The following is a 22,351-nucleotide window of genomic DNA, read 5'->3' as shown; positions in this document are numbered from 1 at the left end:
CGTATTTTTCCTTATAATTTAGAATCTTGCAGTCAATGAAACACCAACTTGGCGTGGGTTTCCGTAGGTTAAAACATATTGGCCTACTGGGCCATTTGGACGACCATGTACCTGATATTCTTCATTCAGCAAATTCTTCACATAAGTATTGACCTGATATTTATTATTTGCGCTGTGATAACCAATATTGGCATTCCATAAGGTATAGGCTTTTTGGCTGAGGATTGGATCAACTGAGTAGTCTTGGCGATTCACCAAGAAGTATTCACGATCACGATAGCTTGCGTCAGTACCAACAACGATACGAGCACCATCATTTAAGTTGAAAGTATATTCACCGCCAATACCGACGGTATATTTAGGCGAGCGAACAAGACGATTACCAGTATTGTCAGCATTGACCACATTGGTTACAGGGTTCTTGTCAACAAAGTCAGTATATTCACTATCTAAATAAGCACCTGCAAAACGTAAACGTAGATTTTCAGTGGCTAAATAATCAAGCTCTAACTCTGCACCTTTCACTTCTGCTTTTGGCCCATTGGCTAAAACTGAAGTAACACCGCCCCCTTGCCCCTCTGTTGCAACTAATAAATTGGTCTGGATATCTTTATAGTCATAATAGAAAATATTGGCATTTGCGACTAAGTCCCCACCCAGTAAGCTAGATTTCAAACCGAGCTCGTAACTGTTTAAATATTCAGGGTTAACGTCCGCAAGTTGAGTGAGGCTACTGGATAAACCTGTATTAAAACCACCTGAACGGAATCCACGTGCAAATCTAAAATAAGTATTTAAATCAGGTGTAATTTCATATTCTGGTGTAATGTCATAGGTCAACTCATTCCATGTTTTCTTACGGCTTGTTGAACCGTTCGCATTTGGAGTTGGGTTATAGATGGCATTGCTATACCCATCTTTTTTCCACCAACTCCCTTTGGTGTAGTCGCCTGTTGTAATCTGAGTTAGGTCGAGATCAATATCTTTTTCTTCACTGGTCCAGCGTAATCCACCAGTTACCTTAAATTTATCTGTAAATTTATAGGTACTATTTCCAAATACGGCAAAACTTTGTGTGGCTTGATTATAAGTAATGTCTCTAAATGCAGGAGTTGATGCCGTCTGTGCAGCAGCACCATTTGGCAAAGTTTTCTTGACCCGTGCACTTACACCCGTAGAATCTAATTCTTCGTTAAAATAATGTAATCCTGCAATCCAACTTAAACGTTTGTTCGCATCGGATGAAATTCGAAACTCTTGGCTATATTGACGCCATTCATTATCGCTATAACTTCGCGCAACATCATAAGGGGTGTAATCACCATCTGAAATCGACTTTTGTGTGGTCTTGTCAAAAGCCGTGATTGAGGTAAAGCTATGGCCCCCTCCTAAATCTCCATTTAAAGTGAATGAAGCGCCATCATGCTGAATTTTATTACTTTCATCTAAATCTAAATTGGTATTACGCCCTTCTGGTCTTTCATAGATGCCCCAATATTTGCCTATACTTAAGGAACCATTGTTTCCTAAACCATTATAGGTTTGACTATGTAAATTAACTAATGCATTCCATTGGTCATTCACTTTACCTAAAATCTGGAAACGGAAAGATTTCTTATCAACATCACCATAATCTTCACCGTTAGCCAAATTCTTTGCATAACCATCACGATCTTCAGAGTAAAAAGCTCCCCGCACTGCAATATTGTCTGAGACTTTGCCATTGGCAGCCCCCTCGAAAGTACGTAGGTTATGATCACCTACACCTATCGTTGCATAGCCATTTGGTTTTTCTGAGAAAGTTGGTCTTTTAGAAATATAATTAACCGCACCTGCTGTAGTATTTTTACCGTAGAGCGTCCCCTGTGGCCCACGTAAAACCTCGATCCGCTCTAGATCGAATAAGTCTCCTGCACCTGCAACGGGTGCATTCAAATAAACACCATCTGCATAAATTCCAACAGGGAACACAGTCGATGCAGCAACATCCCCTGTACCCAAACCGCGGATATACCAACGTGGTCGGCTATCACCATCTGGATTTTCCGCTGCTGCATTCGGTGTATACGTTAAAACATCACCAATAAAGGTTGAGCCCTTGGCAGCCAAATCTTTACCAGAAACAGCCGTAATCGCAGTTGGAACTTTTTGAATATTTTGTGCTCGATATTGTGCTGTTACAATCACATCACTTAACTTTTTGACATCTTTTGCATTCACCACCTGCACCTGTTGCTCAGCTGTGATGCCTGTATCGATCTCTTCATTTGCCAAAGCCAATGTCGAAACACTCGCTGTTACTCCCCACATAGCAGTTAAAATACTCTGCCTAATTTTTGTGACCTTAAACATGGTGACTCCATTTAAATAAATCTATTCTTATATTGGCAACTTCCATGCCACTTAATTTATTCTATAAATTTCAATATCTTAAAAAATAAAAATAAAACTTATGATTAGATTTTGCTGATAGATAAACATTTTTCTCTATGTTGTTGTTGTTATTCCAACATCATTTATTTTTGAAAAGTGAAAGAAAAAATAGCCATACATCTGTATGGCTATTTAGAATTAAAAATATTTCATGTATTTAAAATTTATAACTAAATTGTCCCTGCACCGTGAGTGGACGCATTGGTTGTAAGAATTCACTATTTGCGCCAGCTAAACCATTCACAAAATTACGTTCATTAGTTAAATTCAGAATATTTAAGCCCACAGTCCATTGAGGTTGTCGATAGTATAATCCCAAATCTAAATTATAATTATTTGGAACTTTAACCGTCTGGCTTAAATTGGTATACCAGTTACTGGTCCACCAGCCTGAGAGATTTACACCAAAACCTGACTGATGTTGATAATCCACATAAGCACTGGCAGCGTATTTCGGAATGCCCGCCGCATCATAACGACCTGCTTTACGCTGGTTTAACCCATTACTGTCCCCCCAGACAGTCGCATTGTCTGCATGGAAGCCAAAGGGAGAAAAACCTGCCGGAATAATTGAGCTATATTCAGCATTTAAATAGGCTAAGTTACCACCTATTGCAATATTTTTTTGGAGCTGCCAGCGTAGTGACGATTCAATCCCTTTCACTTCAAAACGCGCCATATTGCCATTGGTATCAGGTGATAAATCTCGCTTCTGCTCAAATCCGCTCAATGTCAGAAATAGTTGATCGATGATCGGCTCATATTTAAATCCTAATTCTTTTAATTCACTTTGACTGTCAAAAGCCAAAGGATTCAGTTGATTGCCTGCCCCCCAAATTAGAAATGGGCCAAAAACACCTGTGTTGAGTGCAGTGCTCTTATCATAGGTAAAATACAGGGTACTTTTTTCTGTTGGCTTGATAAATGTACTGGCTTGATAACTGAGCAAACTATACTTATTGCGATCTGAACGGACATCTGTCGGCAATAAGACCAACGGGTTTTCCAGTTTGGCTTTGATTGAACTGTGATTAACCCCAAGATTAATGCCAAACACATCATTAAAAGTAAAGTTCTGCTGAGTAAACACACTCCACGTATCCCAAGACCCTGTTCCTGTATAAACAGCACCACCACCATTGGGAGGGAACCCCCCTTTTTCAGCATATAAACCATGGCCGACTGGATACATTCTTGATAGATTTAAATAACCAAAGTACTGAGAATATTGAGGAACACCAGCTTGTCCAATCCAACCTCCTGTTGAACTGCCATTATTGACCAACCCCAGTAAATCTCCAGGATTTTTTTGAGAAGGATCATTGGTCAGATCATAAGGATTAATATTAAAACTATTATTTGCCGCTAAAGAAGTAAATTCCTCACGGCGAAATGCGCCTCCTGTACTGCTTTTATTATTCACTTTCAGGCCAAACAACTCGAATTCATAATCTGCAAGGAATTCTAGACGATTATCAAATAACTCATGTTCCAGATCAGTAAAGAAACTCCCAACTGAATCACCTAAATCCTTATTGTTTTGATAAAGCGTACTATTAGAAACAGACCAATGCGTATTCAAATCTTTAACTAATTTTAATTGGGTGCTGAATCGTTTGGCACTATTTTTATCTTCACTTCGACCAGAAATATTATCGTCTAGTTTGACCAAGCCATTGCCAGGTATAGATGGATCATAGACCCAACCTCGAATCGTTCCAGCCTGATTTGCTGTTGCATTAGGTAAAGGTGTTGTTTGAACTGGGCCTACAGCAATATATTGGTTTTTATCATTCTTTTGTCGATTCTGCCAACCAATCACTTTGGAATTCGCAGCTCCAGATTCAAATACAGGTGACCAGAAAGCTGAACCATTTTGAATAATTGGCGTAGCTCTACCTTTGTAATACTGACGGTTATCAACAGATTGTTGTGTTGCCCTATTCCAACCATGTGTCACATTAAAATCATAATAATCGTCATAACTTATATTCCAGTCAACACGCAGACTATCATCTGGACGCCAAGCTAAGGCACCATAGAATGCATTAAAATTATTTTTCACATTGTCATAATAATCATCAGTTTTTTGGGCTGTTGCACTGACACGAAATGCAAGTTCTTTAGAGATCGGAGCTGTATGATCAATACTGACAGAAAAATTAGGTTCTGTACCTTTCCCTGCATAAATTGAACCAACTGAACCAGAAATCGTTGTTTCTGCTTTATTAAAATTAGGTTTTTTAGTGAGATAATTAATATATCCACCTGAACCCGAAGTAGGTGCAAAAATCACTCCCGTCGGCCCTGCCACAATATCAGCCGCTTCATATGCATTTAAATTAGTCGGATGACGCGTACTATAAATCCGTTGACTATCTTGGAAGACCTCTGAATTTTGCCCCCGTATCTGTGGTGCGAAATTGGCATTTTGTCCTCCACCTCGGGTAATACTTGGCGCATATTTAACAAGATCATCTGCACTACGGATCACATCTTCACGAAATTGTTGTTCCGATACTTGGGACACCACACGAGGTGTGTCTAATACTGAGCTATCCGTTCCATAGATTGAAGTCACTTTACGGTTGGGAACAACAGTTTGTTTTTTATTTGCACCAGTCACCACGACATCTGCCAAAGTAATTACATCACTTTCAGTATTTGCCGATGTATTTTGGGTTTCTTCGGCAAACACATGTATGGGTAAAGATGCCCCCGAAAAGGCTAAGGCAATCACTAAAGGTTTTAATTGAAAAGGCTGCTTCATATCATACTCAGTAAAGTAAATTTACAGTACGTTACGCAAGGCCTATGCCAATCATTAAACAGCCTCCAAACAACACCCAAGATATTGATTTAATAGTTTTTAATTTTTATATATTTAGATATCAGCTTTATAAATGTTTATTTTTTCAACAGATTTGTTGGAATAAAGACAGTAGTCAAAAACTATAATTAATTAAAACACTGATAAATATAAATAAATTATTGGCATTTATTCTGCAAGTCCATAAAAATGACTATCCAATATGAGTATTTATAATGACAAGTCGATCAATTCTATTGTCACGTCGAAAGTTTTTAGCACAAAGTCTTACCGCAGTAGGTAGTGTATCTTTAATAGGGAGTTTGTCTGGCTGCGATCAATCACCACAAAAGGGTACTGAAGTACAGAGCCCATCTTCACTCACTCCCAAACATGGTGGAACGATTCGATTGGGTCTAATTGGTGGACAACAGTCAGGCAGTTTAGATCCACATCTGTCTACTTCAAGCGCAGGAATTACCCGAGGTTTTGCCATATATAACAAGCTATGGGAATGGGATGAAAATATGCTGCCACGTCTTGCCTTGGCTGAATTTTCTGAGCCAAATCATAATGCGAGTGAATGGACCATTCGTTTACGTAAAGGTCTAGAATTCCATCACGGTAAAACAATGACTGCTGATGATGTGATTTTCTCAGTAAAACGTTTAACTGACCCAAAGCTTGCTTCACCGTTTCGAAATCTGGTGCAATGGATTGATCGGGATCACATTCAAAAATTAGATGAATATACCGTTCGTATTCCTTTTATCAATTCAATTGCTGGTTTCGTTGCACTACCTGAAACTTGGGTGAATTTTGGTGGAATCGTCCCTACCGACTTTGATCCAATCCACAATCCAGTCGGTGCTGGGCCTTATAAAGTTAAACAATTTATACCCGGTCAACGTTCTGTCTTCACCCGTTTTGAAAACTATTTTAAAGCGGATCAACCTTATGCAGACAGTTTTGAGGTGATTGATTTTAAAGATCAAGTCTCGCGTTTAAATGCCTTATTGGCAGGACAAATTGATATCGCCAATGCCATTTCACCTGAATACATTAAAATTCTGGAGCAGGCGAAACATATTCAAACCATTCGTTCTGAAACGAATACCCATAATGGTTTTGACTTTAATACGCAACAAGCCCCTTTTAATGATCCTAAAGTCCGTCAGGCATTTCGTTTAATTGCCAATCGTGAGGAGCTTGTACAACGTGGGCTAAATGGTCAGGGACGTATTGCCAATGATCTCTACTCACCACAGGACCCTGCTTTTCTTAACCTACCCCAACGTCAGCAAAATATCGAGGAAGCAAAAAAACTATTAGCACAAGCTGGTTTTAAAGATGGTTTAAATGTTGAACTTGTTGCGCCTGCTGGCAGCGCCCAACCTGCACTGATCTTTGCAGAACAAGCAAAACATGCCAATGTGAATATACGAGTCAAACAAGTCGATGCTGCTACATTTAATGGAGCAGACCGCAATAAATGGCAATTGTCGAGTAACGCAACCAATGTCGGTACACCCTATTTATCTACTGCTGTTGTCAATGATGCACCTATTTCAACAACCAATAAAATCAATTTTAAAGATCCTGAATATAGTGAGTTGTTTTATAAGGCGCTTGCCGAACCAGATTTAGCAAAGCGAAAAGTGTATTTGACCCAAGCACAGAAAATTCAACATGAACGTGGTGGAATGCTGATCTGGGGATTTAGCCATACCATTGATGCAGCCACAAAAAATATTGGAGGCTTAGCCCCAGAACATACTATTTTTCCAACGTGGCGTTTTGAGAAATTATGGAAGGCTTAAGCACATCCGTTTAACTTTGCTTCCCCTCTTTATGAGGGGATTTTTATTCTGCTGACAGAATGAATTAAAAAAAGCTGCCGAAGCAGCTATTTAAGATGTGGCTGGGATTATTGAGGAACAGTGATCACCGATAATTTATCTACGCCGACTCGTTCAATACTTGCCAATAATTTTGCCACTGTCCCATAAGGAACAGTTTCATCCGCATTCAGGTTCAAAGCCAGCTTCGGGTTGCTATTCTTGCGTGACTGAATTTCTTGTTCAAAACTTGCAAGTGACACTTTGTCCTTATCCAAAAATATCTCACCCTGTGGATTAACACTAATCACGACAGCTTTATTCTGATCAGTGGATTGAGTCGGTGCGGCCTTAGGTAAATTGACTTTCACCGTATTGGTCAGCAATGGTGCTGTGACGATAAAGACAATCAGCAAAACCAACATCACATCCACCAACGGTGTAATGTTGATTTCACTCACCACATCATCATCTTGAGAAGTAGAAATTGCCATTATGCGAATACTCCTTTCTCTTTCACTTCTTTTGTTGAAGCATCATTCAGAATCGTACTCTCTGCTGTATTTTTGGTTTTAGCAGTCGGTAATTGAAAACCAGCCTTTTGATTTAAACTGACAAAATCTGTTGCAAAATCATCTAAGTCTGCACCAATCGCTTTAACTTTACGTACAAAGTAGTTATAGGCAAGCACAGCAGGTACAGCAACAGCGATACCAATTCCTGTTGCAATCAATGCTTCACCAATCGGTCCAGCAACGACATCCATACTTGCATTACCAGAATGGGCAATCGCCTGTAATGCATGAATGATTCCGAATACTGTGCCAAACAAACCAATAAAGGGTGCATTGTTACCAATAGACGCCAATAGCGCTGAACCTTTCTCCAATTGACGACGTTCAGTTAGAATTTGTTTGCGTAAGTGACGTTCCAATAGGTCCTGACGGCTCCAACTGTTTTGCAAGTCATGGTGTGTTTTTTCATCTGCTTCTATTAGTGTTTTAAAACCCGCATTTGCAACACGTGCTGCTGGTCCTTGACCCGATTCAGATTTAGTTACGGCGTCAGATAAATTTTTTGCTTTCCAAAACGCCTCTACGAAACGTTTATCTTGTTTTGATGCTCTTTGGGTCTGAACTATTTTGATTACAACCAGTGCCCAAGTCACAATTGAGAAAGCAACCAATAACCAGATAGTGCCGTCATGGATCAATGAATTAATGTCAGTCATGTAAATATCCTCTTAATCTATAAAATTAAATTTATTTCGGTAATTGATAATGAATTGGAACATCGACCCAACCTTCTACAGGGGTTTTACCTTTTAAAGCGGGTGAAAATTTCCATTGCTTTACTGTTCTTACAGCAGCGCTATCTAAAAGTTTTTTGCCACTACTTTGCTTGACACTGACCGTATCAGGGCTACCATTTGCTAATACTTTGACCCTTAAAATCACAGAACCTTCCCAACCACGTTCGAGTGCCTGTTCTGGATATTCGGGTGCAGGATTACTCAGATAGCCGGCATATCCTTTCGCTTCCGTCACAGGTAAGTTGTCATCGACCGACTTCACAGGTTCAACCACTTTCTGAACAGGTACAGGAGCCACCTCTTTGGCCACGACAGCCTCTTCAACTTTTTGTGGCGTAGGCTGAGTGACTGCTTTTGCGACTGGTTTAGGTTGCTCCACCATTTTCTGTACAGGTTTGGGTTGTTCGACCTGTTTAACAATTGGTTTTGGCTTTTCCTCAACCGGTGGAATTTTAGGTTTCTCTGTGACAGGAGGAATTTTAGGTTCAATCACTTTGGGTGGTTGTTCAGGTTTTACAATTTCAATCACCACGGGTTCTGGCTTATGAATGTCCAAGGTCGGTGTAGGCAAGTGTTTTGCGATATACCAAATTCCTAAATGTGCAGAAGCAACTGCAATAATCGCAATCAACACTTTATTCAAGCGAGGTGGAGGTGGTTGAGTCAGCTCCAAGGAATGCCGTGTAAACGGATCTGCTAAGTTGTTTGAACTAGCTTCCGGTGCATATTGTTCAAATAGCAACGCCCGTTTATGCGAGTTAAATATTAGTTCACTCATAGGGTTTTAAACGAAAAATAAAATATTGAACAAAAAATTGCACAAGTCATGCCAACATAACAAGTATTTGATTTTTATATTTTTAATTAGTATTTTTTAATTAACCGATATTGAATATGTTGGTTTTCAGACAGTGTTATGCTGTTCAAACAACAAGATCCCTTTGATATCTCAAAGGGATCTAAATTTATTATTTTAATTTATATCCAACCAGTGGTAAGACCTCTTCTGCTACCCGATAGGCTTCTTCCAAATGAGGGTTACTGGCTAAAATGAAATGACCAACACCAATATCAATATATTCTTGCAAACGCTCTGCAACCTGTTCATAGCTACCCACTAAAATACAGTTTGGTCCACCACGTACATTGGACATACCCGCCCAAACGTTCGGACTTACAAATAAGTCTTCGAAACGATTGCCCTGCGCCAAAGCCTGCTGACGTTTTGCGCCGACCGACTCAGTATCTTTTCGTTCAAATGCATGACCATCAACAGCAATGGTTTCATACATCTGTTTAAGCTCCTGAAAAGCTTGCTCTTGTGTAGGCCGTGCCAGTATATCAATACGCATACCAAATTTAACTTTACGATCAGGCGCGTTTTGTTCAAAAAACGCTTGCGCCTGTTCAATGACTTTTTTCTGCTGCTGAACAGGTTCACCCCAAGTTAAGTGAATATCAGCATGACGTCCTGCGACTTGTAAGGCGGCATCACTCGCACCAGCCAACCATAACCGAGGGACATCATATTGATTCATTGGGTATCTCAACCCACCCTGCTCAACATGAAAAAACTTGCCATCATAGTTAAATGGCGCATGATGTGAATAACCTTTTACAAACTCCAAAAACTCGTTGGTCCGTGCATATCGCTGGTCATGTTCAATAAAATCACCGTAAGCACGTTGCTGTGCACCGCCTCCACCTGAAATTACATTCCACTCGACTCGCCCCTGACTTAAACGCTGTAAACTGGCAGCCATTTGACTGGCATAGGCTGGATGAATAAACCACGGCTGAATCGCAATCAACAGTCGAAGTCGTTTGGTTTCCCTTGCTAATGCTGAAGCCAATACCCAAGGCTCTTCAGTATGAGGAAAAGCGGGAATCAAGGCGCCATGAAAACCAACAATATCAGCCGCTTTTGCCACTTGTTGTACATAATCATAGTAAGCAAATAACTGATCTTCATGTTGCGGAGCCACGCGTTGTGGAGATTTAATTGCTGGATTTAACTGATTCCATTCACCACGGGTATGTAACTGATGTGCTCGACGACCATCCCCATGAACAGGAATTCTCCATAAAAACTCAACTGACATAATAGTTCTCAATAATTAAACATTTCACGACATCGTGTTCGTTAGCTATGTCATGAGCAGAAATCATGCCGCTTTTTATTCGATAAATTTTTAACATATATCATTGTTTTATTTAAACTTTGTAAAAACACACCAAAACATAGTGTTGAAATTTCAACACTTCAATACTTTTAAATGTCTGTTTCACAGCATAGATCACTGACTCAACAACAATAATCCGCATAAAAAATAATAAATTATTGATTTTTATATATTAATTATTTTGGCTTAGTTCTTGCTCTATTCCTCTATATTTTTTAATTCTTATGATGATATGCGTATTCTTCCTAGCTTATTTTTAAGTTTTAGTCTTTTAGGACTAGTCGCTTGCGATGCAAAACAAAACGAACAAGCATCTGAGAGTAAACCTACTCAGCAACAGTTGCATATTGCTGTGGTAGCAAATGGAACATCAGGTAGTCTGGACTTTATTGGCGTGCCACAACTCATCTCTCAAGACCCTATTTTTCTCAAGGCCTTAAAGCAACAACATATTGAGTTGAAATGGGAGCCAGTAACAACTGCTGCTGTAGCGACTTTAGTGAATGAAAGTTTCCTGAACAATAAAATTGATTTTGCTTTTTATGGCAACCTACCAGCTGTGGTACTGAATGCAACTGGGGTAAAAACACAAATTGTTGTGCCTGGAGGGATTGGTAATAATGTCTATCTGATTGTGCCACCTGATTCACAGGTAAAAAGTATTGAAGACTTAAAAGGTAAAAAAATTGCTTTACATCGTGGCCGTCCTTGGGAAATCAATTTTGGTCAACTGATACAAAGCAAAGGTTTAAACCTCAAAGACTTTCAAATTATTAACCTCAACCCTCAAGCAGGTGCAGCAGCTTTATCTGCCAAAAGTGTGGATGCATTTTTTACTTTAAGTGATGCGCTGACGTTACAAGACCGCCATCTCGGTAAAATTATATGGTCATCTCAATCCTTGCCTGCTGACTGGAAAATGCGTGCGGAATTATGGGGACGTAAAAACTATATTGAACAATATCCAGAGACCACTCAATTACTTGCTGATGCAACAGTTAGGGCAATGAACTGGATATCCCAACACCAAAATGAATTTCAGCAGAGTCAAACCAAGTTTGGACAACCTTTGTCTGTGATTCAACGTGAAAGCCAAAATAGTGCAAGTACATGGCAACAGGATTGGTCACCTGAATACAAAGTTAATTTCCTTAAACAACACTATGCCAAAGTCATTGATCATGCTGTGAAAAACCAGTTGATTCAAACGTCAGTCAAGGCAGATGAACTGCTAAATCCAAAATTTGCCGAGCAAGCAATTCAAAATTTACATGCAAACGATCAGCAGAAGAAACAGGGAGACTAAGCGATGAAAACGCTTGTGAATCCTCCTCTTGAAAAGAATATCGTTGTAGATAGATCACCGTTATGGAGGAGGATTTCTGCTGAGCCGTTGTATGGGCTGCTCTCGCTGATTTCCCCTATATTGGCTTTACTTACTTGGCAATTTATTTGCTCTTTACAAATTTTTCCAACTCAAATTCTGGTGCCACCCGCAACGGTCTGGAATACATTTATTAGTTTATCGCAAAGTGGTGAACTACAACTGCACTTAAAGGATAGTCTTGCTCGATTATTTTTTGGATTTTCTATTGCAGCACTCAGTGCCATTGCTTTTGGAATTGCCTATGGTTCAATCACCACATTCCGTAATTACACTTATATCTTATTTAATCTGCTTTACCAGATTCCGATCTTTGTGCTTATTCCTATTTTTATTCTCGTTTTTGGGATTGGCGAACTGTTTAAAATTTTACTCATTATCAAAGCCTGTTTTTTCCCAATTGCTTTGGCAACAGCAGATGCAGTGAAAAATATTCCTAAACAATACATTGAACTCGGTCAAATCTACAAACTTAAAACGCGAGCGTGGCTTAGGTACATCGTCATCCCCTCAACATTACCACCCTTGATCAGTGGACTGCGAATTGCATTAGGCCGAGCATGGTTGATTTTAGTTGCCGTTGAATTACTTGCAGCGGGTACTGGCATTGGTCAGATGATGGAGCTTGGACGGCAAATGCTCCGTCTGGATGTGGTGATGGTCGGGGTATTTATTACAGGTGTGATTGGTTTTAGCCTCGATAAACTTTTACGTTTGGTCGAACAACGCTTTATATCACCTGCGCTCAGTGCAAGGGGGAAATAATGTCGTCACTATCACTTACTTTGAAAGGTGCATTACAACAGCCTGTGGTCCTATTACAAGGTCTCGTACTTCCAGCAATATTACTAGCGTTATGGCAATACAACTCAGGACTAGGCTCCAGTCATGCCTATGCCTTTGTCCCTTTACAGAATATTTATTCTGCTTCTCTTCAACTACTAGAAACAGGTGAATTGTGGGTGAATACATGGGGTAGTCTGAAGAAAGCAGGATTAGGCTTTTTATTGGGTTCAACAACTGGACTAATTTTAGGCGCGTTACTCGCCTATTCAAAAGTTTTTAATGCGCTCGTTTCACCACTGTTTAACAGTATCCGACAAGTTCCACTCCTCGGTCTAACCCCATTAATTGCTTTATGGTTTGGCAATGGTGAAGAAGCCAAGATCTTTATTATTGCACTGGCTTCTTTTTTCCCCTTGGTCATTAATACCTTTCAAGGGCTCAGCCACTATGATGAAAAATACAGGGAAGTCGCACGAATCTATCAGTTTTCATTTTGGCGTGAATTTAAAAGAATCCGCTTGCCACAAGCCTTGCCACATATTTTAACGGGGTTAAATTTAGCTGTCCCTTTTACCTGGATCACCACCACAGCAAGTGAATTGCTATTCAATGCAGGCACAGGCTTGGGCAATCTCATGATGAAAGCTGAAATTAATGCTGAAATGGACATCCTATTGGTGTGCGCAATGACCGTCACGATGAGCGGTATTTTTATGACCACATGTATCCACTTCATTTCAAAACGTCTGCTGCAATGGCGAGCTTAGTAGCGTCTATTTTAAAAATACAATCAGGATTTCAAAATGTCTTTTCCTTTACTCTCGATTAAAAAACTCAATAAATCATTTCAACGTGATCAGAACAACTTAACTGTTTTAGACGGTATTCATCTCGACATTGAGCAAGGCGAATTTATCTCCATTGTCGGCAGCAGTGGTTGTGGAAAATCGACGCTACTTCGTCTAATTGCAGGACTAGACCCAGACTATCAAGGTGAAATTTTACTCAATAAAATTCCGATCCAAGGGACAGATTTAAAACGAGGCTTAATTTTTCAGGAGCATCGCTTACTTCCTTGGCTCACCGTTTCCGAAAACATCCATTTGGCGCTGGAAGAAACGGGGTTAAGCAGTTCAGAAAAAAATGCACGTGTGAAAGAGCATATTGAAATTGTTGGACTTACTGGATTCGAGAATGCCTACCCTCACGAATTGTCTGGCGGTATGGCGCAGCGGGTTGCCATTGCACGTGGGTTGGTCAATAAACCTGATATTTTACTTTTAGATGAACCGTTTGGTGCATTGGATGCCATGACCCGGAGTCATTTACAGGCTGAACTGCAACGTATCTGGCAACATGAAAAAATCACCATGATTCTTGTGACGCACGATATTGAAGAAGCAGTCTATCTTGGAGATCGTGTGATTGTGATGTCAGCTCGACCAGGGAAAATCAAGGAAATTATACCTATTCCTTTAGCCCATCCAAGACATAAAGACAGTGAAAGCTTATTCAATTTTCGTAATCAAGCACTTCATCTACTGGATCATACCGCATAATTAAATCGAATATTGATCGATATTAATATGATTTAGAAAACAGACGATGTCGTGATATTAATAGTCTTTATTATATATTATTTAGGAGTTTTAGCATGGGTTTATCAATTTGGCATATTCTATTATTTGCCGTTATCGTTATTTTACTATTTGGCACTTCAAAGCTAAAAAACCTAGGAAAAGATTTGGGCGGTGCAATTAAAGACTTTAAAGACTCTGTTAATCCTGATGATCCAAAATTAATACAGAATCAACAATACAAAGATATTAATTCGTTAGAATCAAATAGCGAGAAGCAGACCAAGTTATAAGTGATATATTGCCATGTTTAATATCAGTTTTGGGGAACTATTTGCTTTTGGCATTATTGCCCTCATCATTTTAGGGCCTGAAAAGCTTCCTCAAACATTAAGAACGGTACTATTCAAATATAGAGCAATTAAAAACCAGCTCAATAAAATCCAGAATGATCTAGAAAATGAACTGGAATTGATTGAACTCAAAAGAATCATGCAAGAAGAGCTGCAAAAAATAAAACAAAATGAAGAACAGCTCAAACAACAACTCGCGCTCATGCAACAAGAAATTGAAAATGTACAATCCACTGTTTCTTTGGAACAAAGAACCAAAGCAACGTACACCACGGATTATGTCTATATCCAATCACATGACAAGTTAAGGACGCCATTTTTAACTCATTTTCAAATAGTAAATAAATTCAATGAGGATCAAGCCGCATGACTGAACATCTCGTCAGTGAAAACCTCACTGAAATGAAATATAGCGAACACCTGAAAGAGTTAAGAAAGCGTTTGATCTATAGCATTGGTGCGGTTGTTACCATTTTTTTAGTGCTTCTCCCGCTTGCCCAACAAAACTATCATGTTCTTGCTCGACCTTTAATCTCATTATTACCTGTTAACTCAACCATGATTGCAACGGATGTGATGGGTACATTTTTAGCTCCGTTCAAACTCAACATTTATCTGGCAATTCTAGTGAGTATTCCCTTTATCCTGTATCAGTTTTGGCAATTTGTTGCACCTGCACTCTACCAAAACGAGAAAAGATTTGGTGTCGCTCTAGCCGTTTCCAGTATTTTTTTATTTTATCTAGGTCTCTTGTTTGCTTATAGTCTGATCTTACCCTTGGCCTTAAAGTTCTTTGTATTGGCTTCTCCTGAAAATGTATTACCGATGACGGATATCAATAGCTATCTGGATTTCTGTTTAAAGCTTTTTCTTGCTTTTGGTCTGGCATTTCAAATTCCAGTATTAACTTATATTCTTATTTTTATTGAAATTCTCTCTATTCAACAATTAGAAGAACATCGTAAACACATCATTGTGTTCTTCTTTTTTATTGCAATGTTCATTACCCCTCCAGATGTGTTCAGTATGCTTGCTCTTGCTGTCCCTATGTGGCTATTATTTGAATTAGGTTTATGGATCACTAAATTAACAACAATAAAAAAAGAACATCCAAAGGTCAAAGATGGATGTTCTTAAAATAGAATATTTTTTCTATGCAATTTCATTTTCATTCTTATTGGGTAATAAATTATACCGAGACAAAAGGTTGCGCAAAACATTGCGCGAAAGGCCTAACATTTTTGCAGTCTTGACCTGATTATTCCAGCAACTTGAAAATGCTGTATTCACAATCTTATCTTCAATAATATGCCAAGCTTCCCCATCATATTCCTGAAATAAACGCTTCAGGATATCTTCAAACTCCTGAATTAAATCACTATCAGGTAATGCTGCTGATCCACCTTCTTCTGAAAATCGCAGATGTTCAATATCAATTGTTTTACCACTGCTCATCAGTAAAGCATAATGGATATTGTTTTCCAGCTCACGGATGTTCCCTGGCCAACTATAATTGAGGAGTGCATTTCTTGCTCGATCACTAATATTTGGCTTCGTTGTAATCAGCTTCTGAGAATACGAATTTAAGAAAAAATCGACTAAAGGTAAAATATCGCCTTTGCGTTCCCGTAATGGCAAAATATTCAGTACCACGACATTCAAACGGTAGTATAAATCGAGTCTAAACTTGTTTTCTGCCACAGCCTTACGCAAATCTACATGGGTACCAGACAGAATACGTACGTCGATTGGAATGGGTTTACGGCCACCTACGCGCATCACTTCTTTTTCTTGCAGTACCCGTAATAGCTTGACTTGTAGAGAGAGTGGCAACTCACCCACCTCGTCCAAGAACAAAGTACCACCATCTGCTGTTTCGAAAATACCAGCACGTGTTTTATGTGCTCCGGTAAAGGCACCTGCCTCATAGCCGAATAACTCAGACTCAGCTAATGTTTCAACCAGAGCACCACAGTTCACCGCAAGAAAAGGTTTGTTTTTACGATCACTTTTCAAATGAATTTCACGTGCAATCAACTCTTTACCTGTACCTGACTCACCTTGAATGATAACACTAGCAGAGCTTGGTGCAATGGTTTCAACTTGATTTAACAATTTACGAGAGTTTTGATCTGAGAAAATAATTGCTTTTGCTCGAATTGGTTTTACAGGTACCCCGTTATCTGGCAAAGTAATTACTTTATAATCATTATCCAAATAGGATTTCATAATTAATCCTTTAAATAGATTAGGATGATATTAAAATAGAATAGTACAATTCAATTACAAAACTGATAAATAATAATTACAGATATTCAATCCACGATTTAAATATTCATTACTCTAAAAATCAACCTTATAACTTTATTAACAATATAATTCTCAATTTATGAAATGTTGTTTTTTAAGCAGAATACGAATGCTTCTGATCAAATTTAGACACCTGATTAAAATACCATTTCCTAATCGCTTATTTTATATCAGTTTAAACTTGGCATTTATTTTGCTCATTGGTTAAAAATCCATAAAATAGGTTTAATAATGAGCATCGAATTCGTTGGTATGGTTTTTCCTAATCAATGGTCAGAAACCAAAGGGACACGTATTGGTCATAAAATAGACCTCGACTATCTACGTTATCATGCACGAGCACATGAATATGCTGGTTTTGATAAAGTTTTAATTGCTAGTGGACCAAGCAGCCCAGATAGTACACAAATTGCAGCTTATCTCGCACAGCATACTGAGCAACTCGGGTTTATGATTGCCCATCGTCCCGCGCTTGTAACACCAAATTTGGCTGCACGTACTTTTGCGACACTTGACCATACGACAGGTGGTGGAAGAATCCGTTTACATGCAATTACAGGAATTACAGCTGAGCCTCAAGAAGGTGATTATATTGTTGATAAAACTCAACGTTATGAACGGACCGGGGAATATCTAGATATCATCCAGAAACTCTGGAAAAGCGATCAACCTATTAGTTATGAAGGTAAGTACTTTAAGCTAGAAAACGCTTTTTGCCCGTTAAAGCCAGTCAACGGGACAATCCCGATTTCATTCGGTGGCTCTTCCGATATTGCTTATGATATTGCAGTCCACCATGCAGACCTGTATTCACTTTGGGGGGAACCACTTGCTGGTGTAAAAGATCAAATCACTACATTAAAGCTCGCAGCAGAACACGCCAATAAACCGCAGCCACCTGTTAGCTTATCCGTACGCCTTATTATTGGCCCAACCGAAGAACTTGCTTGGCAACGTGCAGAACAGATTCTTGCAGATATTCAGAATAATCCAACTTTTAAAAATAACGGCACATTGTCAGGGCACAAAATCAAGGGGATTGGTTCACAACGCTTATTGGCAGCAGCCCAACAAAGTGATCGACATGATCGTGCCTTATGGATGCCCACGGCAACTGCTGTAGGCGCTTATGGTGATACCACTGCCTTGGTTGGTACACCAGATACCATTATTGCGGCATTACTCGATTATGTAGATTTAGGCGTTACCACCTTTTTAAATCGTGGCTACGATCCGATCTATGATACGGTCGATTATGGTCGCTATATCATCCCTGCTGTACGTGAAGAGGCTGCAAAAAGATTAAAGCGCATCGCTTAAACATTTAAAGCATAAAGCCGCTCTGCAATATCTTTGAAGAGCGGCTTTTTAAAATAAAGATTCTCTTTAGTGAGAAAATCTTTATGTCATCTTTTATTGTAAGTCAGGCTTACAAATAGCCTGAACTTTCTCTCCCGCAATCACCTTTTTAGCAAATGGAATCGAATCTTGTAATGAAGCATTAACGGTCTCGCTATGCCCTAAGCCATGATACAAATGGCCTTCGACTACGGTACCCGCTTTACATGCATCGGCCACCAGCTTCATTTGAGATCGGGCATCAGGGGTACGGTCGTTTGCCCCTGTTCCGATAAATAGTGGGTGACTGATTTTTAATGTCGGATAATAACCATAATCATTCGATTGTTTCTCTTGCAGTTTTTTATAGTTTTCAGGTGGATTAGGTTTATACGCTTGTGCTGGCGAAAGACCTGCAGATTGAATATCTCCCATAAAGCTTGTTAAGCACGCATTTCTTGCTTGTTCAACTAAAGGCGCTGCTTCAGCTGTGAAAATATCTTCTGTTTTTATTTCTGGATATAAACTTTGCGTCACTAAAAAACTATAGATGCCATAAGCAAGCGACGGACTGACTTCATAAGGATTTAACTTTAGCTGATTCTTTTCAGGGGTCGCCTCAGGATCTTGATAAATCACACCTGTACCAATTGAACCTTTAATATTTAAGTCAGGTGCATACGTAGCCGAATAGGAAGAAGCCGAAACAGCGCCAGCGCCTCCTTGAGATTGGCCAACAATCATAAACTTATTTGCAAGTGGTAACTTGGCTTTTAGAGCAGCTCTACCACTATCTAAAATACTATAGGCCAGCATGGGGTTATTGATTAACAAATGCGGTCCTGCAACACCCAAACCTTCATAATCTGTGGCAACGACTGCAAATCCTTCTTTCAACCAACGATTTAGATATTGTACATCTCGATATGATCGCCCACTCCAAGACGGTGCACAAGCGTCGGCCAAACCGACCGTACCATGTGCCCATAACACTACTGGCCAACCACCTTTAGGAGGAGTCCCTTTTGGTAAATGAATACTTCCTGAAACCACAATAGGTGTTTTACTATCTTTGCCACTGGTAGAGCTATAAAGAATTCGAATCGCCTGACTGTCATTTGCCAAACGAATATAAGGATTGTGAATGGCCTCTGTTTTTAATAATTTTCCAGCCTGTTCTGGAATAGCCGATTTCCATGTATAAAACTCAGAAACTCGGCCATCTCCATATCTATCTTCAGGTGCTGGCGCTTGTTGAGCAGTCGCCAAACAGCTCGAAGTTAACATCGTTGTGATGAAAGAAAATTTGCATAACGTTGATAAAAAAGTATGTTGCATTGTCATTTACCTTAAAGTTTGTTTAATCATTTTTGATTTAAAATTCGTAACTTACGCGGCCGTATAAATACGTTCCAAATGCGCCTTCAGGCGCATTAAAACTATATTTGACAATGTTGCCGACCGAAGAATCTTTAGCTTTATCAGGATGGCTATTCAATAAATTGATTGCCCCTAAATTGAACTTGAGACCTTTCATAAATGCATCCGCTTTGTAGCCGATATCCAAATCTGCAATCCACTGCGGATCAAAAGTCTGGTCTAATGTAGTGTTGGTATTATTTAAGGTCGTCCATTTATCATAGCGACGGATTGCGGTATTGACGCTCCACACTTGATTTGACCAAAGTGCGCCAAGGGTCAGCTTTGTTTTCGGTGCAGTAGACTCAATCAGGCTTTGTGTATTTCGTCCTGCAATGCTTGAAACGGGAATTCGCTCACCTTTTGCGGTAATTGAATCTCTGGTTTCAGTAATTTCATTTTTGTTATAGGCCAGACCTAGATTCAAATTTAACCTGCCATATTGTTCAAGGTTTAAATCATGCTTAAGCGCGAGCTCTAAACCTTGGGTACGTGTGTCTAGTAAATTATTAAAGAACGCCACATTGGCAATATTTGAATACGGTGAATTGGAAAATGCATTGCTGATTACACTTCCAGTAATATTGTCTGAAAGCAAAATACGATTTTTAATATCGATTTGATAAAGATCTAAAGTTGCTGAGGTATTCGCAAGTGGCTTCCACACAAAACCTAAAGAATAATTCGTCGATTTCTCTGGTTTAAGTGAGCTTCCACCAATAAGTAAAGCGGCCTCACTGCCTGCAACTAAAGTACGTTGTTGCACATCTTGCCATCCTGAAGGGGTTTGCACCGTTTGTACGCTATAAGCAGAATATCCTTGTTGTGCCAATGACGGTGCTCTATAGCCTGTATTGATTGAACCACGTACCGAAAATTGAGGTGATACATCATATTTAGCAAATAATTTTCCGTTTGTGGTTGACCCAAAGTCTGAATATTTTTCACTTCGAACAGCTGCGCCCACATTCAAATTTTTAAAAATGTCTGCTTCCAAATCGAGGTAAACACCATAAACATCACGACTAATTTTTCGTTGATCTTGGTCGGTAATTCCCGCATATATCCCTGGAACACCAACACCTAAAGTCGTACTCGGATTGAAATATGGGCCACGGGTATAGGCAATCGGATCACCCGCATTTTGCTTATATTGCTCCCAACGATATAAAACCCCTGTAGACAACGTCAGTGGACTTGCTAACCCGTCAATTGCAATATCACGGCTATAATCGAGCCCTGTATTTAATTGCGCAAAGATATTTTCGCCTAAGTCATAGTTTGAAGCTGAGTTTGAACCATAACTTGGGTTAATGCCGTTGCCTTGTTCTGTGCTGACTTTATTTTGCCCATAAGTTGCATAAAGATCATATTTACCTGACTTCAACTCCCCTTTTTTCACTCCAACTGTGGTGGCAAAATCATCTATAGTGACTAAGCTTAATGGCGAGCGTCCATCTGGATAACGTTCTTTAAAATAGCTGGATTGATTCAGTATTGTTTTGGTTGTTGGTGGCTCATAAAAGTTTTCCCCTATCGTTTTGCGATGGCCATAGCTACTAAAACCATAAAGTGCAAGATCATCAGTCAACGGTAAATCTAGATTGGCAGTCACATTGACTTGATCTTTTTGTTCGGGTGAACCAAATTTCCATGTTCTATAAGGTGTATTTTGTTCTGTATATTGAGCTTTGGTTGAACCATCATAAAAAGTTCGCGTATCAGGTGCCGTGTTACTTGCAGCTTCACGTTTACCTAAATCTAAGGCAACCGTCAACGCACCATCATTAGGGAGTGCAAAACCTTTCCAAAGATTAACTTTATGTTGTTCACCATCTCCTTGAGTGTAGCCACCCGTTTGATAGCTTAGCCCACCCCCATGATCACGTGATTTCAAAATAATATTAACGACACCGGCAATTGCATCTGACCCATATTGTGCCGCAGCACCATCTCGTAAGATTTCTATACGCTCAATTGCACTCACTGGAATTAAACTTAAATCAGTTACTGCTGCTCCTCTTCCACCAGCATACGCTTGGCGGGTGAAATACGCTGCTGTATGTCGGCGTTTCCCATTAATCAGAATTAAAGTTTGATCCGCAGATAATCCTCTGAGCGCAATACTTGGTGGAACTGATGCACCAAACCCGCCTGCTGGAGACGTCGGTAAACTCACAGAAGGAGACAGCCGTGTTAATGCCGCAGCAAGATCAGTTGCTCCTGTATCTTGTAAGTCTTTAGCCGTTAAAATATCAACAGGTGCAGGCGCATCGAGAGAATTACTAATTGCTCGTCTTGAACCTGTGACCACCACAGATTGTAATGTGATGACATCTTCTTTCCCTGACAAATTCTTTTGATCATTTGCCATCGCAATTGAGGCAGTAAGTGTACTCAGTGCAAAAAGTGAGGAGTGAAGGATAAATTGAGAAAAATATGTACGCATATAAGCTTCCTTAACGATCTAAACCGATATAGCAAAGCCAATGCCAAATATTTTATTTATAATTATCAATATATTGAGTAAAAAAATAAAAGAATCATTGTTTAAATTTAAACAATGATTCAAAAAAATGTTTATAAAACTACAGTTTTTAAATTTGCAG

General features: G+C 39.4%; 18 protein-coding genes. 9 read left to right on the top strand and 9 right to left on the bottom strand.

Annotated elements, in window-relative coordinates:
- Positions 1-18: 18 nt before the first annotated feature.
- Together A7P55_RS16150 and A7P55_RS16145 are read right to left on the bottom strand one after the other, a co-directional pair.
- On the bottom strand, positions 19-2,352 hold the full coding sequence (locus tag A7P55_RS16150) for a TonB-dependent receptor (protein ID WP_354667324.1): 2,334 nt from the start codon (positions 2,350-2,352) through the stop codon (positions 19-21).
- 238 nt (positions 2,353-2,590) lie between these two features.
- Complete coding sequence (locus tag A7P55_RS16145) at positions 2,591-5,203, bottom strand: TonB-dependent receptor plug domain-containing protein (protein ID WP_171552892.1); 2,613 nt, start codon at positions 5,201-5,203, stop codon at positions 2,591-2,593.
- Positions 5,204-5,478: 275 nt separating this feature from the next.
- On the opposite strand from A7P55_RS16145, the gene A7P55_RS16140 reads away from it, so the two are divergent.
- On the top strand, positions 5,479-7,062 hold the full coding sequence (locus A7P55_RS16140; protein ID WP_171552891.1) for an ABC transporter substrate-binding protein: 1,584 nt from the start codon (positions 5,479-5,481) through the stop codon (positions 7,060-7,062).
- 107 nt (positions 7,063-7,169) lie between these two features.
- Here A7P55_RS16140 and A7P55_RS16135 read toward each other — a convergent pair whose 3' ends face one another.
- The 4 genes from A7P55_RS16135 to A7P55_RS16120 form a co-directional block, all read right to left on the bottom strand.
- Positions 7,170-7,574, bottom strand: coding sequence for a biopolymer transporter ExbD (locus A7P55_RS16135; RefSeq protein WP_004655022.1), 405 nt, complete (start codon positions 7,572-7,574; stop codon positions 7,170-7,172).
- A complete protein-coding gene (locus tag A7P55_RS16130; protein WP_004660922.1) occupies positions 7,574-8,311 on the bottom strand; it encodes a MotA/TolQ/ExbB proton channel family protein in 738 nt (245 codons plus the stop codon). Before A7P55_RS16130 ends, A7P55_RS16135 begins: the two co-directional genes overlap by 1 nt.
- A 31-nt stretch (positions 8,312-8,342) precedes the next feature.
- Positions 8,343-9,170, bottom strand: coding sequence for an energy transducer TonB (locus A7P55_RS16125; protein ID WP_171552890.1), 828 nt, complete (start codon positions 9,168-9,170; stop codon positions 8,343-8,345).
- Between the two features lie 190 nt (positions 9,171-9,360).
- Positions 9,361-10,494: an LLM class flavin-dependent oxidoreductase gene (locus tag A7P55_RS16120; RefSeq protein WP_171552889.1), complete on the bottom strand. Its 1,134-nt coding sequence runs from the start codon at positions 10,492-10,494 to the stop codon at positions 9,361-9,363.
- A 313-nt stretch (positions 10,495-10,807) separates the two neighbouring features.
- Between A7P55_RS16120 and A7P55_RS16115 the strand changes: the two genes are divergently transcribed.
- The 7 genes from A7P55_RS16115 (at position 10,808) to tatC (ending at position 15,812) form a co-directional block, all read left to right on the top strand.
- Entirely contained in the window at positions 10,808-11,881 is a 1,074-nt protein-coding gene (locus tag A7P55_RS16115) for an ABC transporter substrate-binding protein (protein WP_171552888.1), read from the top strand.
- A 3-nt stretch (positions 11,882-11,884) separates the two neighbouring features.
- Positions 11,885-12,724, top strand: a complete 840-nt coding sequence (locus tag A7P55_RS16110; protein ID WP_171552887.1) for an ABC transporter permease — start codon at positions 11,885-11,887, stop codon at positions 12,722-12,724.
- Positions 12,724-13,512 carry an ABC transporter permease gene (locus A7P55_RS16105; protein WP_171552886.1) on the top strand — a complete coding sequence of 263 codons (789 nt, stop codon included), beginning with the start codon at positions 12,724-12,726 and terminating at the stop codon, positions 13,510-13,512. The genes A7P55_RS16110 and A7P55_RS16105 overlap by 1 nt, the downstream gene beginning before the upstream one ends.
- Before the next feature lie 36 nt (positions 13,513-13,548).
- The gene (locus A7P55_RS16100; RefSeq protein WP_171552885.1) at positions 13,549-14,304 is read left to right on the top strand and encodes an ABC transporter ATP-binding protein; all 756 of its coding nucleotides are present in this window, start codon (positions 13,549-13,551) and stop codon (positions 14,302-14,304) included.
- Between the two features lie 95 nt (positions 14,305-14,399).
- On the top strand, positions 14,400-14,615 hold the full coding sequence (locus A7P55_RS16095; protein WP_004655037.1) for a Sec-independent protein translocase subunit TatA: 216 nt from the start codon (positions 14,400-14,402) through the stop codon (positions 14,613-14,615).
- A 13-nt stretch (positions 14,616-14,628) separates the two neighbouring features.
- Entirely contained in the window at positions 14,629-15,045 is a 417-nt protein-coding gene (tatB, locus tag A7P55_RS16090; RefSeq protein ID WP_171552884.1) for a Sec-independent protein translocase protein TatB, read from the top strand.
- Positions 15,042-15,812: a twin-arginine translocase subunit TatC gene (tatC, locus tag A7P55_RS16085; protein ID WP_171552883.1), complete on the top strand. Its 771-nt coding sequence runs from the start codon at positions 15,042-15,044 to the stop codon at positions 15,810-15,812. Before tatB ends, tatC begins: the two co-directional genes overlap by 4 nt.
- Before the next feature lie 15 nt (positions 15,813-15,827).
- On the opposite strand, the gene A7P55_RS16080 is transcribed toward tatC, so the two are convergent.
- Positions 15,828-16,904, bottom strand: coding sequence for a sigma-54 dependent transcriptional regulator (locus A7P55_RS16080; RefSeq protein ID WP_004829723.1), 1,077 nt, complete (start codon positions 16,902-16,904; stop codon positions 15,828-15,830).
- Positions 16,905-17,216: 312 nt separating this feature from the next.
- On the opposite strand from A7P55_RS16080, the gene A7P55_RS16075 reads away from it, so the two are divergent.
- Entirely contained in the window at positions 17,217-18,305 is a 1,089-nt protein-coding gene (locus A7P55_RS16075) for an LLM class flavin-dependent oxidoreductase (RefSeq protein WP_171552882.1), read from the top strand.
- 93 nt (positions 18,306-18,398) lie between these two features.
- Here A7P55_RS16075 and A7P55_RS16070 read toward each other — a convergent pair whose 3' ends face one another.
- Both A7P55_RS16070 and A7P55_RS16065 read right to left on the bottom strand, forming a co-directional pair.
- A complete protein-coding gene (locus A7P55_RS16070; RefSeq protein ID WP_171553273.1) occupies positions 18,399-19,610 on the bottom strand; it encodes an alpha/beta hydrolase in 1,212 nt (403 codons plus the stop codon).
- A gap of 88 nt (positions 19,611-19,698) precedes the next feature.
- Positions 19,699-22,191 (bottom strand): TonB-dependent receptor, encoded by a 2,493-nt coding sequence (locus A7P55_RS16065; protein WP_171552881.1) that lies wholly within the window; start codon positions 22,189-22,191, stop codon positions 19,699-19,701.
- Positions 22,192-22,351: the final 160 nt, after the last annotated feature.

The organism is Acinetobacter sp. Ac_5812, from assembly GCF_013072695.1.
GTDB lineage: Bacteria > Pseudomonadota > Gammaproteobacteria > Pseudomonadales > Moraxellaceae > Acinetobacter.
This window is presented reverse-complemented; position numbering and strand designations above follow the sequence as displayed.

Bases quoted from the DNA above. Each gene is read 5' to 3' on its own strand.
- A7P55_RS16095 (WP_004655037.1), top strand. From the start codon at position 14,400: ATGGGTTTATCAATTTGGCATATTCTATTATTTGCCGTTATCGTTATT.
- A7P55_RS16110 (WP_171552887.1), top strand. From the start codon at position 11,885: ATGAAAACGCTTGTGAATCCTCCTCTTGAAAAGAATATCGTTGTAGAT.
- A7P55_RS16075 (WP_171552882.1), top strand. From the start codon at position 17,217: ATGAGCATCGAATTCGTTGGTATGGTTTTTCCTAATCAATGGTCAGAA.
- A7P55_RS16070 (WP_171553273.1), bottom strand. From the start codon at position 19,610: ATGTTAACTTCGAGCTGTTTGGCGACTGCTCAACAAGCGCCAGCACCT.
- A7P55_RS16105 (WP_171552886.1), top strand. From the start codon at position 12,724: ATGTCGTCACTATCACTTACTTTGAAAGGTGCATTACAACAGCCTGTG.
- A7P55_RS16145 (WP_171552892.1), bottom strand. From the start codon at position 5,203: ATGAAGCAGCCTTTTCAATTAAAACCTTTAGTGATTGCCTTAGCCTTT.
- A7P55_RS16150 (WP_354667324.1), bottom strand. From the start codon at position 2,352: ATGTTTAAGGTCACAAAAATTAGGCAGAGTATTTTAACTGCTATGTGG.
- tatB (WP_171552884.1), top strand. From the start codon at position 14,629: ATGTTTAATATCAGTTTTGGGGAACTATTTGCTTTTGGCATTATTGCC.
- A7P55_RS16135 (WP_004655022.1), bottom strand. From the start codon at position 7,574: ATGGCAATTTCTACTTCTCAAGATGATGATGTGGTGAGTGAAATCAAC.
- A7P55_RS16100 (WP_171552885.1), top strand. From the start codon at position 13,549: ATGTCTTTTCCTTTACTCTCGATTAAAAAACTCAATAAATCATTTCAA.
- A7P55_RS16130 (WP_004660922.1), bottom strand. From the start codon at position 8,311: ATGACTGACATTAATTCATTGATCCATGACGGCACTATCTGGTTATTG.
- A7P55_RS16080 (WP_004829723.1), bottom strand. From the start codon at position 16,904: ATGAAATCCTATTTGGATAATGATTATAAAGTAATTACTTTGCCAGAT.
- A7P55_RS16065 (WP_171552881.1), bottom strand. From the start codon at position 22,191: ATGCGTACATATTTTTCTCAATTTATCCTTCACTCCTCACTTTTTGCA.
- A7P55_RS16115 (WP_171552888.1), top strand. From the start codon at position 10,808: ATGCGTATTCTTCCTAGCTTATTTTTAAGTTTTAGTCTTTTAGGACTA.
- A7P55_RS16125 (WP_171552890.1), bottom strand. From the start codon at position 9,170: ATGAGTGAACTAATATTTAACTCGCATAAACGGGCGTTGCTATTTGAA.
- A7P55_RS16140 (WP_171552891.1), top strand. From the start codon at position 5,479: ATGACAAGTCGATCAATTCTATTGTCACGTCGAAAGTTTTTAGCACAA.
- tatC (WP_171552883.1), top strand. From the start codon at position 15,042: ATGACTGAACATCTCGTCAGTGAAAACCTCACTGAAATGAAATATAGC.
- A7P55_RS16120 (WP_171552889.1), bottom strand. From the start codon at position 10,494: ATGTCAGTTGAGTTTTTATGGAGAATTCCTGTTCATGGGGATGGTCGT.